Annotated in this window: 13 protein-coding genes; 9 read left to right on the top strand and 4 right to left on the bottom strand. The window is 65.6% G+C overall.

Annotated elements, in window-relative coordinates; all coding sequences use genetic code 11:
* The first annotated feature begins 120 nt into the window (after nt 1-120).
* Together obgE and proB are read left to right on the top strand one after the other, a co-directional pair.
* Nucleotides 121-1,215 carry a GTPase ObgE gene (obgE, locus tag R2669_RS24060; protein ID WP_027680331.1) on the top strand — a complete coding sequence of 365 codons (1,095 nt, stop codon included), beginning with the start codon at nt 121-123 and terminating at the stop codon, nt 1,213-1,215.
* Between the two features lie 33 nt (nt 1,216-1,248).
* Nucleotides 1,249-2,373, top strand: a complete 1,125-nt coding sequence (proB, locus tag R2669_RS24055; protein WP_316902378.1) for a glutamate 5-kinase — start codon at nt 1,249-1,251, stop codon at nt 2,371-2,373.
* A 95-nt stretch (nt 2,374-2,468) separates the two neighbouring features.
* Here the strand turns inward: proB and R2669_RS24050 are convergent, their stop codons facing one another.
* On the bottom strand, nt 2,469-3,098 hold the full coding sequence (locus R2669_RS24050) for a CNP1-like family protein (protein ID WP_316872687.1): 630 nt from the start codon (nt 3,096-3,098) through the stop codon (nt 2,469-2,471).
* Between the two features lie 5 nt (nt 3,099-3,103).
* Nucleotides 3,104-3,811 (bottom strand): RNA pyrophosphohydrolase, encoded by a 708-nt coding sequence (locus R2669_RS24045; RefSeq protein ID WP_102066863.1) that lies wholly within the window; start codon nt 3,809-3,811, stop codon nt 3,104-3,106.
* Nucleotides 3,812-4,031: 220 nt separating this feature from the next.
* Here R2669_RS24045 and R2669_RS24040 point away from each other — a divergent pair, with 220 nt between their 5' ends.
* From R2669_RS24040 to R2669_RS24025, 4 genes are all read left to right on the top strand, one after another.
* Entirely contained in the window at nt 4,032-5,756 is a 1,725-nt protein-coding gene (locus R2669_RS24040; protein WP_316902377.1) for a proline--tRNA ligase, read from the top strand.
* A 22-nt stretch (nt 5,757-5,778) separates the two neighbouring features.
* Complete coding sequence (locus tag R2669_RS24035; RefSeq protein WP_316902375.1) at nt 5,779-6,528, top strand: lytic transglycosylase domain-containing protein; 750 nt, start codon at nt 5,779-5,781, stop codon at nt 6,526-6,528.
* A gap of 66 nt (nt 6,529-6,594) precedes the next feature.
* Nucleotides 6,595-7,461: a 2OG-Fe(II) oxygenase gene (locus R2669_RS24030; protein WP_316902374.1), complete on the top strand. Its 867-nt coding sequence runs from the start codon at nt 6,595-6,597 to the stop codon at nt 7,459-7,461.
* A gap of 13 nt (nt 7,462-7,474) precedes the next feature.
* Entirely contained in the window at nt 7,475-8,068 is a 594-nt protein-coding gene (locus R2669_RS24025; RefSeq protein WP_147213833.1) for a MarC family protein, read from the top strand.
* Between the two features lie 65 nt (nt 8,069-8,133).
* Here the strand turns inward: R2669_RS24025 and R2669_RS24020 are convergent, their stop codons facing one another.
* Both R2669_RS24020 and ffh read right to left on the bottom strand, forming a co-directional pair.
* Nucleotides 8,134-8,682, bottom strand: a complete 549-nt coding sequence (locus R2669_RS24020) for a hypoxanthine-guanine phosphoribosyltransferase (protein WP_147213790.1) — start codon at nt 8,680-8,682, stop codon at nt 8,134-8,136.
* A gap of 68 nt (nt 8,683-8,750) precedes the next feature.
* Nucleotides 8,751-10,166 carry a signal recognition particle protein gene (gene ffh, locus R2669_RS24015; RefSeq protein WP_316902373.1) on the bottom strand — a complete coding sequence of 472 codons (1,416 nt, stop codon included), beginning with the start codon at nt 10,164-10,166 and terminating at the stop codon, nt 8,751-8,753.
* 173 nt (nt 10,167-10,339) lie between these two features.
* Here ffh and R2669_RS24010 point away from each other — a divergent pair, with 173 nt between their 5' ends.
* Genes R2669_RS24010 through R2669_RS24000 form a run of 3 tightly spaced genes read left to right on the top strand, consistent with a single transcriptional unit; the run spans nt 10,340 to nt 13,599 of the window.
* Entirely contained in the window at nt 10,340-11,251 is a 912-nt protein-coding gene (locus tag R2669_RS24010) for a cytochrome C assembly family protein (protein WP_147213789.1), read from the top strand.
* A 45-nt stretch (nt 11,252-11,296) separates the two neighbouring features.
* Nucleotides 11,297-11,563 carry a hypothetical protein gene (locus R2669_RS24005; RefSeq protein ID WP_316902372.1) on the top strand — a complete coding sequence of 89 codons (267 nt, stop codon included), beginning with the start codon at nt 11,297-11,299 and terminating at the stop codon, nt 11,561-11,563.
* Nucleotides 11,560-13,599, top strand: coding sequence for an ATP-binding protein (locus R2669_RS24000; RefSeq protein WP_316902370.1), 2,040 nt, complete (start codon nt 11,560-11,562; stop codon nt 13,597-13,599). Before R2669_RS24005 ends, R2669_RS24000 begins: the two co-directional genes overlap by 4 nt.
* Nucleotides 13,600-13,619 lie beyond the last annotated feature (20 nt).

Here is a 13,619-nt window from a genome sequence, read left to right as displayed (position 1 = left end):
GATCCTGGGCGGTACGCTGCTCTTGGCGCGTGTTTCCAGGCGCGTTCTGTTAGCAATGGCGCGAGTGGCGCCGATTTCCTTTTTACCTGCCGTGCGCACGCCGCACGGGCGGAGACCTCCATGAAGTTCATCGACGAAGCCCGGATTGAAGTGATCGCTGGTGACGGCGGCAACGGCAGCGCCTCGATGCGCCGCGAGAAATTCGTCCCGTTCGGCGGACCCGACGGCGGCGACGGTGGGCGTGGCGGCAGCGTCTGGGCCGTGGCTGACCGCAACATCAACACCCTGATCGACTACCGCTTTGCCAAGAAGCATCTCGCGCGAAACGGCGAAAACGGCCGGGGTGCCGACTGCTACGGCGCTGCAGGCGACGACATCACGCTGCGCATGCCTGTGGGCACGGCCATCTACGATGCCGACACGGAAGAGTTGATCGCCGATCTGACCGTCGACGGCCAGCGCCTGTGCCTAGCGCAGGGCGGCGAGGGCGGCTGGGGCAACATCCACTTCAAGTCGAGCACCAACCGCGCACCGCGCCAGAAGACCGACGGCAAGGCCGGTGAGCGCCGCAACCTGCGCCTGGAGTTGAAGGTGCTGGCCGATGTGGGTCTGCTCGGCATGCCGAATGCCGGCAAGTCGACGCTGATCACCGCCATTTCCAATGCGCGGCCGAAGATTGCTGACTACCCGTTCACGACGCTGCACCCGAACCTGGGTGTGGTCCGGACGGGCCCGTCGAAGTCGTTCGTGGTGGCCGACATTCCTGGTCTGATCGAGGGCGCAGCGGAAGGCGCCGGTCTGGGGCATCAGTTCCTGCGGCATCTGCAACGCACGCGCGTGCTGCTGCATGTGGTCGATCTTGCCCCGTTCGACGAGAGCGTCGACCCGGTGGCCGAAGCCAAGGCGATTGTCGGCGAGCTGAAGAAATACGACGCTGAACTCTTCGACAAGCCGCGCTGGCTCGTGCTCAACAAGCTCGACATGGTGCCCGAGGACGAACGCGAAGCGCGCGTGAAGGACTTCGTGAAGCGCTTCAAGTGGAAGGGGCCGGTGCATCGCATTTCTGCGTTGACGCACGATGGCACGCAGGCGCTTGTCCACGCGATTCAGGAATACCTCGACGAGCTGCGCGCCGAAGAAGATGCCGCGGCTGCCGCGCCCGACCAGCGTCTGGACCCGAGCCTGCACAACGTCGACCACGACGATCAAGCGTAAACACAACAAACATCCTTCGGAGACACGCCCACCATGGCCCTGCATTCGCTGATTGCCGATGCGCGCCGCCTTGTCGTCAAGGTCGGTTCCAGCCTGGTTACCAACGACGGCCGTGGCCTCGACCAGGCTGCCATTGCCCGCTGGGCCGCGCAGATCGCGGCGCTACGGGCGGCTGGCAAGGAAGTCGTGCTGGTCAGCTCAGGCGCCATCGCCGAGGGCATGCAGCGCTTGGGCTGGGCCAAGCGTCCGAAGGAAATCCACGAGCTGCAGGCCGCCGCCGCCGTCGGGCAGATGGGCCTGGCGCAGGTGTACGAATCCGAGTTCGCGCGGCACAGCATCCGCACGGCGCAGGTGCTGCTCACGCATGGCGATCTGGCCGATCGCGAGCGCTATCTCAATGCACGTTCCACGCTGCTCACGCTGCTGAGCCTCGGTGTCGTGCCGATCATCAACGAGAACGACACGGTCGTCACCGATGAAATCAAGTTCGGCGACAACGACACGCTGGGCGCGCTCGTCACCAACCTGATCGAAGGTGATGCGCTCATCATCCTGACAGACCAGCGCGGCTTGTATACGGCCGACCCGCGCAAGGAGCCTGGCGCCCGGTTTGTCGACGAGGCGCAGGCTGGCACGCCTGACCTTGAGCAGATGGCCGGCGGGGCCGGTTCGAGCATCGGCAAGGGCGGCATGCTGACGAAAATTCTGGCGGCCAAGCGTGCGGCCAAGTCGGGCGCGCATACCATCATTGCTTCGGGTCGTGAACCTGACGTGCTTGCGCGCTTGGCTGCCGGCGAGGCCATCGGCACGCAGCTCCGCGCACCGACGGGGCGGATGGCGGCGCGCAAGCAGTGGATGATCGACCACCTGCAGCTGCGCGGTCGCGTGGTGCTGGATGCCGGTGCGGTGGAAAAGCTCACGGCCGGCGGCAAGTCGTTGCTGCCGATCGGCGTAACCGAAGTGCAAGGCGAATTTGCGCGCGGCGAGGTCATTTCTTGCGTGGACGCGGCGGGCCGTGAAGTGGCGCGCGGGCTGACGAACTATTCGTCGGCCGAGGCGCGGCTGATCGCGCGCAAGGCGTCCTCGGAGATCGAGGCGGTGCTTGGTTACGTCAGCGCCGCGGAGCTGGTGCACCGGGACAACCTTGTGCTGCTCTGATCCAGCCGCTCGGCGCGCATGAAAACAAAAGGCCAACCCTGCGAGGTTGGCCTTTGTGTTTGAGGCAGATGATGCTGTACGCGGGCGTCCGCCGCTCAGGGCCCGAAATACCGGCCGCTCTGCCCCAACCGTTGCACCAGCGTAGAGGCCTTTCCATCTCCCGCTACCGAACGCACGTCGCAGAAGTACGAGCGCATCAGCGCCGATGCATAGTCGGTCGGACCGCCATTGCCGACACGCTGCCAGTCCGTGGCGGGCTTGTAGGCGTTCATGCTGGCGGACTCGGTATTCGCCGTTTCGTTCATGTCCACCGCGCGGTTGCCGATCCACTGGTTGGTGTCGTTGCGCAACGTCGCATAGATGCGCCGCTCGGCCGTGTCGCAGCGCAGGCCTTCGTAGTTCACGTTGCGCGCGCCGGTCTTGCTGGTGATCAGTACGGTGTACCGCACCACGTTGTCCTTGCCGATCGACACCGATTTCGGATCGATGGCGAAGCGCAGCGGCGAGTCGCTTCGGCCGCCCACATCGAACGGCACGGCATCGCGATCGACCGGCGGGGCCGGGAAGGTCACGGCATCTTCCTTGAAAGGCTTGTCGTTGAATGGGTCCATCAACAGCCGGTCTTCGAGGTCGCCGGTGCGGTTATGGCCACATGCCGTCAACGCCAGCGCAGCCGCCAGCGCGAGCGGCACGAGAGCGCGGCGCGCTCCACGTGTCGTCGTCATCAGATTCACGAATTGTCCTTGGAAGCCGTGTCGTCAGGGTTGGGAGAGGAGGGGGCCGGCGCGGATACGCTCACCGTCTCGACGATGACCGTCGTGGTGGTGGTGACGGTCAGGGCCGGCTGGGCGTACTGCTCGTTACGGCCACCCGGGCCGGAGCGTTCACGGCTATCGCGCCCATCACGTCCGTCGCGCTCGCGGTGCTGGCCGCCGCGCCCATAGGGCGAGAGCGGCGCGCGGGTCTGACGCTGCACGAAGCGCGAAAGCTCCGACAGCGCCAGCTGATACACCTCGCGCTTGAACTCGATGACGGCCTCGAGCGGCACCCAGTACTGGCTCCACCGCCACGCATCGAATTCCGGATGCTCGGTGGCGCGCAGCTGGATGTCGCAGTCGCGACCGACCATGCGCAGCAGGAACCAGATCTGTTTCTGGCCCCGATAGTGGCCGCGTATTTCGCGGCGGATGAACTTGTCCGGCACCTCATACCGCAGCCAGTCGCGCGTGCGACCGACGATCCGGACGTGTTCTGGCAACAGGCCGACTTCTTCGTGCAGTTCGCGGAACATCGCTTGTTCGGGCGTCTCGCCGTACTTGATGCCGCCTTGTGGAAACTGCCAGGAGTGCTCGCCAATGCGCTTGCCCCAGAACACCTCGTTTCTTGCGTTGATGAGGATGATGCCGACGTTCGGGCGGAAGCCTTCACGATCGAGCATGACTGCACCTCGAATACTTTAGAATTACGCCGATTATAGAGCGGCCCGTCGCTCGGCTGTCACAGAAGCCGAAATGTTGCCGCTCACTCGCGCCTCCTGGGGGAGGGGTGCCGATTGCGCGAATGTGCGCCTGGCGCCTCGTCTCATCTCCTGATTCCGGTGGCTTTTGCCCTTGTTTTCGCGGCTTTGGTTGGCCGCGTCATCCCTTATTGTCAGTCGCATGAAAGCGTCCCAATTCTTCATTTCCACGCTCAAGGAAGCGCCCGCCGACGCGGAGATCGTCTCGCACAAGTTGATGATGCGTGCCGGCATGATCAAGAAGCTCGGCGCGGGCCTCTATACGTATATGCCCGTGGGTCTGCGCGTGATCCGCAAGGTCGAGCAGATCGTGCGTGAGGAAATGAATGCCGCCGGCGCGGTGGAGGTTCTGATGCCGGTGGTGCAGCCGGGCGAGCTGTGGCAGGAGACCGGCCGCTGGGACAAGATGGGCGACGAGTTGCTGCGCTTCAAGGATCGCCACGAGCGCGACTTCGTCATGCAGCCGACGTCGGAGGAAGTTGTGACCGACATCGCGCGCACCGAAATCCGCTCGTACAAGCAGCTGCCGGTCAATTTCTACCAGATCCAGACCAAGTTCCGAGACGAGCGCCGCCCGCGTTTCGGCATCATGCGCGGCCGCGAATTCACGATGAAGGACGCATATTCCTTCGACCGCGACGCCGAAGGCCTGAAGGTGTCGTATCAGAAGATGTACGAGGCCTACACGCGCATCTTCCAGCGCTTCGGCCTGGAATTCCGCGCCGTGGCCGCCGATAACGGCGCCATCGGCGGGTCGGGCTCGCACGAATTCCACGTGATTGCCGACACGGGCGAAGACGCCATCATCTACTGCCCGGATTCGGACTACGCCGCCAACATCGAGGCAGCGGAAGCCGTCGCTCCGGCCGCACCGCGTGGTGCCGCCGCCGAGGCGCTCACCAAGACGCATACGCCTGGTCGCTCCAAGTGCGAGGCTGTTGCCGAGCAACTGGGGATTGCGCTGCAGCGCACGATCAAGTCCATCGTGCTGGCCACCGAAGTCGAGGGCGGCGAGCCCCAGATCTGGCTGCTGCTGCTGCGCGGCGACCATGAACTCAACGAGGTCAAGGCATCGAAGGTGCCCGGCCTGGCCGAGTTCCGCTTTGCCACCGAAGGCGAAATCCTGCGTGCGTTCGGCACGCGCCCTGGCTATCTCGGCCCGATCGGTACCAAGCTGCCCGTGAAGGTGGTGGCCGATCGCACGGCGGCTGCCATGAGCGATTTCGTGGTCGGCGCCAACGAGGAGGATTACCACTTCACTGGCGTGAACTGGGGCCGTGACCTGCCCGAGCCCGAGGTCTACGACCTGCGCAACGTGGTGGCAGGCGACCCCTCGCCGGACGGCAAGGGCACGCTGGCCATCTGCCGCGGCATCGAAGTCGGTCACGTCTTCATGCTGGGCACGCGCTACTCCGAGGCGATGAACGCGACGTTCCTCGATGAAAACGGCAAGACGCAGCCAATGGTGATGGGCTGCTACGGCATCGGCATCACGCGGATCCTGGGTGCGGCCATCGAGCAGAACTACGACGCGCGCGGGATCATCTGGCCGGCGTCGATCGCGCCGTTCCAGGTGGTGATCTGCCCCGTGGGCTACGACCGCTCCGACGCCGTGCGAGAAGAAGCCGACCGCCTGCACGCCGAACTCGTTGCCGCCGGCATCGACGTGATGCTGGACGACCGCGGCGAGCGCCCCGGCGCGATGTTTGCCGACTGGGAGCTGATTGGCGTGCCGTTCCGCGTGGTGGTTGGTGACCGCGGCCTGAAGGAAGGCAAGCTGGAATTCCAGGGCCGCCGCGACGAAGCCGCGACCGCCGTGGCACCGGCCGACGTGCTGGCCACGCTGAAGGCGCGTCTCGCGCAATAACGCAATAACAGGACTGCACCGCATGCGCCGTTTGTTTCCTGCCCGCCTGATCGCCGCTGCGCTGTGCGCGGGGGCGCTGCTCGCGGGCACGCAGGCGGCGTGGGCGGGCGCCCAGAAAGAGGAATATCTGGCGGACTCCGTGCGCAGCGCATTGTCTGCTGCGGTGGCCGACAGCCGCCCGCTGCGTCCCGTATTTGCCAGCAACGACGAGCAACTCGGCTACCTGCGCTGGCTGGCCGAGATGTCGGTGCGCATGTCGGGCAAGATTCCGCAGGCGTCGGTACGCGTCGAACTGATCGAGACGGCGTACTACGAAGCCAAGCGCGCTGGCCTCGACCCGGCGCTGGTGCTCGGGCTCATCCAGGTGGAAAGCGGCTTTCGCAAATACGCCATCAGCAGCGCCGGTGCGATGGGCCTGATGCAGGTCATGCCGTTCTGGACGCGCAGCATCGGCGACAACGACTCCCGCAAGCTCTTCCATCTGCAGAGCAACCTGCGCTACGGCTGCACGATCCTGCGTCATTACCTCGACATGGAAGGCGGCAATCTGTACCTGGCGCTGGGCCGCTACAACGGCAGCCGGGGCCAGCCGCAGTATCCGAATGCCGTGCTTGCCGCCTGGAAGCGCTGGCAGTATCAGGAGTCGAGTGCGATGACGGTGTCGGCGCCGGTGCCTGCCGAGCCTTCCGTGCCCGCACCGCGTGCCAAGGCGTTGCCGGAAGTGCCGGCGCGCAATCCGTTCTCGCCGCTACGCATCGCGGGCGGTTCGTGATCTTCAGTCGGCGAACGGTCGGCCTACAATAGGGCCATCTCTCGCTCGCCCGCATCTCCATCCCGCATGTCCACCACCCAACCGTACGCGACCATGTCTGACGCGCTGCGCGACTGGCTGCAGCGTCACGTGACCGAAGGTTTCGAGGCCGAATCCCTGGTGGCTTCGATGGTGCAATCCGGCTACGACCGCGCCTTCGCGCGCCGTGTCGTCGAAGAGGCGCTGGCCAGCCGCGCGCCTGCTCCGCTTGCCACCCCCGCGCCGATGCCCGTTGCCGATCAGTCCGTCGAAAACAGCAACGCAGTGCATACCGCGGATGGCGACATCCCGATCCTGTTTGCAATCGAGACGCCGCGCATCGTGCTGTTCCAGCACTTTCTGTCGGACCAGGAGTGTGACGAGCTGATCGCGATCGGGCGCAATCGCCTCAAGCGTTCACCCGTCGTGAACCCCGATACGGGCGAGGAAAACCTGATCTCGGCCCGGACAAGCCAGGGCGGGATGTTCCAGGTCGGCGAGCATCCGCTGATCGCCAAGATCGAAGCGCGCATCGCGCAGGCGGTGGGCGTGCCGGTCGAGCACGGCGAGGGCTTCCAGGTGCTGAACTATCAGCCCGGCGGCGAATATCAGCCGCACTTCGATTTCTTCAACCCGGGGCGCAGCGGCGAGGCGCGCCAGCTCGAAGTGGGCGGTCAGCGCGTGGCTACGATGGTCATCTACCTGAACAGCGTGCAGGCGGGCGGCGCGACGGGCTTTCCGAAGCTCGGGCTGGAGGTGGCGCCGGTCAAGGGCAACGCCGTCTTCTTCGTCTACAAGCGGCCCGACGGCACGCTGGATGAAGACACGCTGCACGCCGGCCTGCCGGTGGAGCGTGGCGAAAAGTGGATCGCCACCAAATGGCTGCGTGAACGTCCCTATCGTCGCGGCGCCTGATCGACGTCAGGTGATGGAATACACGTTTCTCTCGGCGACCGTCCTGCTGGTGCTGATCACGGATCCGCTTGGCAACATTCCGATCTTCATCTCGGCGCTGCGGCCGGTCGCCCCCGAGCGCCGCAACCGCGTCGTGCTGCGCGAGGTCGGCATTGCGTTTGTGCTGCTGCTCGTCTTCATGTTCTTCGGCGAGAGTTTCCTGCGCATGATGAGCCTGACCGACATGTCGCTGCAGATTGCCGGCGGCATCGTGCTCTTCCTGATCGCGCTGCGGATGATCTTTCCGCGTGAAGGCGCTGCCGATTCTCAGCCCACGGGCGAGCCCTTCATCGTGCCGCTGGCGATTCCGGCCATCGCGGGGCCGTCGGCGATGGCCACGGTGATGCTGCTGGTGTCGCAGGCGCCGGGCCGCATGTGGACGTGGGTCGGCTCGCTGTGCGCGACGATGGCAGTGTGCGCCGTAGTGCTGCTGAGCGCCACGCACATCCAGCGCCTCGTGGGCGAGCGGACGGTGATGGCGTTCGAGCGGCTGATGGGGCTCATCCTCGTCGCGATCTCGGTGGAGATGCTCCTGAAGGGCATCCGCACCTTCGCGCATCAACTCTGAACCATGCGCGGGCAACAAAAAAGGGCGACGGAGGTGTCGCCCTTTTTGTTTGCCGCGGTGCTGCCTCAGGTGTTCTTGAGCGCGCGGATGGTCGGCAGGTTGCGCCAGTAGCCTTTGGCGTCCATGCCGCAGCCGAACACGTAGCGGTCGGGCACGTTGAAGCCGCAGAAGTCGGGGTACAGCGGCTTGGACTTGCTGAGCGTCTTCTCGCACAGCACGGCGGAGTAGAACTCGGCGGCGCCCATGTCGATGATGCGCGAGCGGATGGCGGCCATCGTCTCGCCTTCGTCGAGGATGTCGTCGAGCACCAGCACCGTCCGACCCTTGACCGACTCGCGCGGCGCCACACGCCACTGCATCTCGCCGCCCACCGTCGTGTTGTTGTAGCGCGAGAGGTGGATGTAGTCGAACTCCAGCGGGAAGGCCAGCTTGGGCAGCAGCATGCCGGTAAAGACGGCCGCGCCGCCCATCACCGACAGCACCATCGGGAACGTGTCGCCGATCTTCTCGGTGATCTCTTGGGCCATGCGGTCCAGCGAGCCGCGCACGGCGTCTTCGCTGACGATTTCTTCGGAGTTGGCCCAGAGTTCGCGGGCCTGTTCTGCGCTCAGCATCGTGTCAGTTCGGTGAAACGGTTTGGTGTGTCGATCAAAAGTGCGATTCAGGAAGGAGGGTAGCCCGCTCAGCGGCCGCCGAACAGCCCCTTCATGCCGCCTTTCATACCGCCCATGGCGCGCATCATCTTCATCATGCCGCCGCCCTTGAGCTTTTTCATCATGCCTTGCATCTGCTCGAACTGGTTGAGCAGACGGTTGACTTCCTGCACCTGCACGCCCGCGCCCGCGGCAATGCGGCGCTTGCGGCTCGCCTTGATCAGTTCAGGCTTGGCGCGCTCGGCAGCCGTCATGCTGTTGATGATGCCTTCCATACGGCGGACCTGCTTTTCGGCCTGGTCCATGTTCGCACCCTGCGCCTGCTGCGCGAGCTGAGCCGGCAGCTTGTCCATCAGGCTGCCCAGGCCGCCCATTTTTTTCATCTGGCCGATCTGCGCCTTGAAATCTTCGAGGTCGAAGCCGCCGGTCTTCTTGATCTTGGCGGCAAGCTTCTGCGCCTCTTCCATGTCGACACCGCGCTGGGCTTCTTCCACCAGCGCGAGGATGTCGCCCATGCCCAGAATCCGCTGGGCCATGCGGTCGGGGTAGAACGGCTCCAGCCCGTCGAGCTTTTCGGCCACACCGACGAACTTGATCGGCTTACCCGTGATGTGACGCACCGACAGCGCCGCGCCACCGCGCGCATCGCCGTCGAGCTTGGTCAGCACCACGCCGGTCAGCGGCAGGGTGTCGTTGAACGCCTTGGCGGTGTTGACGGCGTCCTGGCCGAGCATCGCGTCGACCACGAACAGCGTTTCCGCCGGCTTGAGCCGGGCGTGCAGCGCGGCGATCTCCTGCATCATCGCCTCGTCGATACCGAGGCGGCCGGCCGTATCGACGATCAGCACGTCGTGATAGTGCTTCTTGGCCCAGTCCAGGGCTGCTGCCGCAATGTCGACCGGCTTCTGGTCGGGCTGCGAGGGGAAGAAGTCTGCGCCGACCTGCTCGGAAACGGTCTTCAACTGCGCGATGGCGGCGGGGCGATACACGTCGCACGACACCGTCAGCACTTTCTTCTTCTTGTTCTCTTTGAGCCACTTGGCGAGCTTGCCCACCGTGGTGGTCTTGCCGGCGCCTTGCAGGCCGGCCATCAGGATGATCGCCGGCGGCGTGACGTTGAGGTTCAGCTCGGCCGCGCGGCCGCCCATGATGTTGCTGCCGACGCCTTCCAGCGCTTCCTGGCCGCCGATGATGGCCGTCAGCTCGCGCTGCACGATGCCGACCAGCGCCTGGCCGGGCGAAAGGCTGGTGATGACGTCTTCGCCGAGCGCTTTTTCCTTGACGCGGGCAATGAATTCGCGCACGACCGGCAGCGCCACGTCGGCTTCGAGCAGGGCCAGGCGGACTTCGCGCAGCATCTCGGCGGTGTTGGCTTCGGTCAGGCGCGCTTCGCCGCGCATGGTCTTGACCACGCGCGCGAGCCGTTGGGTCAGGTTATCCAGCATGACAGTGACAGGAATCCGGAATTGGGGACGGGATGAAGAGAAGACCGGCGCGCGTTCAACTTGCACCGGCTGGGAATGTGCTTAATGCGCGCATGTTGCGTTGCCGTCCGACAAGACTTTCGACGGAGGGCTTGCCCAGCCAAAACTGGGGTGCGCTGCGGTAAACTGTGCAAATGTCAATTGTACTGTATGCGCTGACGGCGCTTCTCTACGGCATCCTCGCTTCGGTAGCGTGGGCGCGACGCGGTGGGCTGGGTGCCCAGGCCCCGGCGGGAGCCATGGCGGCAGGCGGTCAGTCGCCGGGTGCCACGGTGCTCGTTCCGCCGCCGCCGGGCGCTGCCGACACGGTCCCCGGTTGGTGGCGCTGGGGCTTGCTGGCCGCTTTGGTTGCGCACGGGTTGCTGTTGCACGAGACGATTTTCCCGGCCAGCGCCATGGTGTTCGGCTTTGCCTATGCGCTGTCGGCCATGTTGTGGCTGGGCGTGGGCATTTTCTGGATCGAGAGTCTCTTCTTCTCCCTGGCCGGCCTCGGCCTGCTGGTGATGCCGGTGGCGCTGGTTGGAAGCCTGTTGCCGTTGGCCTTTCCAGGCACGCAAATTCTCGGCTATGCGGCCAGCCCGCTGTTCAAGCTGCACTTCGCCATTGCCAATGTCGCCTATGGGCTGTTCACGCTGGCGGCATTCCACGCGATCCTGATGCTGGCTGCGGAGCGCCGCCTGCACACCATCAACCGCCCCGCAGAGACAGGCTGGTTCAGCCGCTGGCTCGATCTGTTGCCGCCGCTCCTGACGCTCGAAAAACTGCTGTTCCGGCTGATCGGAGCGGGCTTTGTCTTGCTGACGCTGACGATCGCGTCGGGCGTGCTGTTCTCCGAACAGCTGTTCCACAGCGCCTTCCATTTCGATCACAAGAACATCTTTGCCGTGCTGTCGTGGGCGATGTTCGGCGGCATCCTGGTCGGACGGCGTTTTCGCGGCTGGCGCGGACGCATTGCGCTGCGCTGGGTGATGGCCGCCTTTGCGACCCTGCTGCTGGCATACGTGGGCAGCCGCTTCGTGCTCGAAGTCATCCTGCATCGCGCGTAGCGCGTTCCTGGCGCTTGCGCTGCTACTTGTTCTTGCCTGTTCCCCATGTCCCGTCCTGTCCTGCTGATCCTGATGCTGCTCGCCGGCTGGTGGTGGTTGAGCCGCCTTGGGACGCGGCCGTCCCGCTCCTCGGGGCAAGGGCAGCCCGCCTCGCGCGGACAGGGCACAGCCAAGCGCACGCCTGAGCCTCAGGCCTCCCAACCCATCGAGCAATGTGCCGTGTGCGGCGTGCACGCGCCGCGCACCGGCATGATCGCGCTGCCGGGCGGCCGCTATCGTTGCCCCGAGCACGCTGATCGGGGCAACACATGACGCCCGAAGCGTCGGGTGCCGCGCGGGCAACACCGTCGACCGCGCGCAGCCTGCTTTCGCGCCTGAACGCCTGGCGCGCACTCCGGTCGGTCTGGCTGGAGCCCGATCCCCCTGAATTCCAGTGGCGCCTGCTGCGCTATTTCGCTTTCAGCCGCGCCGCCGTGGCGCTCGTGCTGCTGTTGTTCGTGATGGTGCCGCGCGAGCACAACGAAGCGGTCGGCCCGACCAATAGCGACGCACTGCTCAGCCTGACGCTGCCGTATCTGGCGATGGCCCTGCTGATCCTGGCCGCAGCCGGATGGTGGCGCACGCGATTCCAATTCCGCGTGCGGCTCGATGTGGTGCTCGATCTGCTGTTCCTGGGGCTGGCGTACGCCACGCTCTCGCATTTGTCGGCCAGCGTGGCGATGGTGTTGCTGGTGCCGGTGTTGGCCGCCGGCGCGCTTACCAGCCTGCTGTTTGCGCTGTTCACGGCGGCAGTGGCGTCCATCGTGGTGCTGGCCGATCCGTTCCTGCAGATGATGAGCGACGGCGTGATTGCGCCGGGGCTGGCATCCGCCGGCCTGTACGGCCTGGTCTACATGATGGCCGCGTCGATGATGTACGGCCTGTCGCACCGCCAGATCGCGCAGGAACGGTTGACGATGGCCCGCGAGCGCGAACTGCGCCTGCAACAGCTGGTCAACCGCCTGATGGTCTACGACATGCAGGATGGCGTGATGCTCGTGCGTGCCGATGGCCGGGTCGTTGCCGCCAACCCGGCCGCAGCCATGTTGCTGGGCGTACCGCAGAGCGCGTTTGTCGGCAGCGGCGCGATGTTGTTCGACCTGAAGGACGTGCCGCACCTGCGCCCGCTGCTCGAAACGCTGCGCCAGTGGCTGCGCCGCAAGAGCCGTCCGGCCGATGGCACTGGCGACGACGATGCGCCGCGCATCCTCGACCTGCTGCCCATGGCCGCAACCGGCCGCGCAGGCCGCGCCATGTTGAGCGCCCGCCTGCGCCTGCGCTTCATCCTGCCGAGCCTGGCCAACCTGCGCAGCGTCTACATGGATAGCCTGGTCAGCTCGATCGGCCTGGGCCTGCCGGGTGAGGGCGGCGAGATGCGTCCGCGCATTCCATCGGCCGACGCCATCTCGCAGGGCTGGTCGGTGGATGACGAAGCATTTCTGCGCCACGAGCTGCACGACACCGTGCTGGTCCACGTGGAAAGCTGGGAGCGTGTGGCGGAGCAGGCGCAGCAGGAAAAGCTGGCCTCGATGGGGCGGCTGGTGGCCAGCGTTGCGCACCAGATCCGCAACCCGCTGGCCGCGATCAGCCAGGCCGCCGAACTGTTGGACGATCCGGGCGACGGCCAGGATGGCGGGGCGCACCCGCGCCCGGAAAGCTCCGGCGTGGAGACGCGCCTGCTGCGCATCATCCGGGATAACGTGCGCCGGCTCGACCAGGTGGTCGCTGACGTGCTGATGCTCTCGCGCCGCCCGCGTGGGGAGCGTGTGCGCGTGCAACTGGCCCAGGTGCTGCCGGAGGTTGTCGAGCGCTGGCGTGCCGAGGCCCTGCGCCGCGCAGGCGAAGCCACCGAGATCAACCCGAACCTCGTGCGCGTGGCCGTCGACCTCGACAAGCCCGTGCTGTTCGATCCGGCGCAGTTGCAGCAGGTGGTGGGCAACATGCTCGACAACGCGCTGCGTTATTGCCGCCGCGTTCCGGGATCGATCCAACTGGCGGCCTACGCGCTGGACGACACCCACGCCGAGCTCGTGATCTGGAACGACGGCCCCGAAGTGCCCACCGAGCAGCAGCGCAGCCTCTTCGAGCCCTTCTTCACGAATGACGCCCAAGGCACTGGCCTGGGCCTCTACATGGCGCGCGAGTTGTGTAGCGCCAACGATGCGCAGATTCGTTACGGCGCCATCGCGCTGGAATCCTTGCTCGATCGCACCGGAGCGTTGACCATGGAGGCGCGCGACACGTTGCCGCGCCGCGCCTTCGTCATCACCCTGATGTTTGATCAACCTGCCTTGGCCGTAACGGAATAGTCCGCCGGCCGCGCATTTCC

This window comes from Ralstonia edaphi, from assembly GCF_958350185.1.
Taxonomy (GTDB): domain Bacteria; phylum Pseudomonadota; class Gammaproteobacteria; order Burkholderiales; family Burkholderiaceae; genus Ralstonia; species Ralstonia edaphi.
This window is presented reverse-complemented; position numbering and strand designations above follow the sequence as displayed.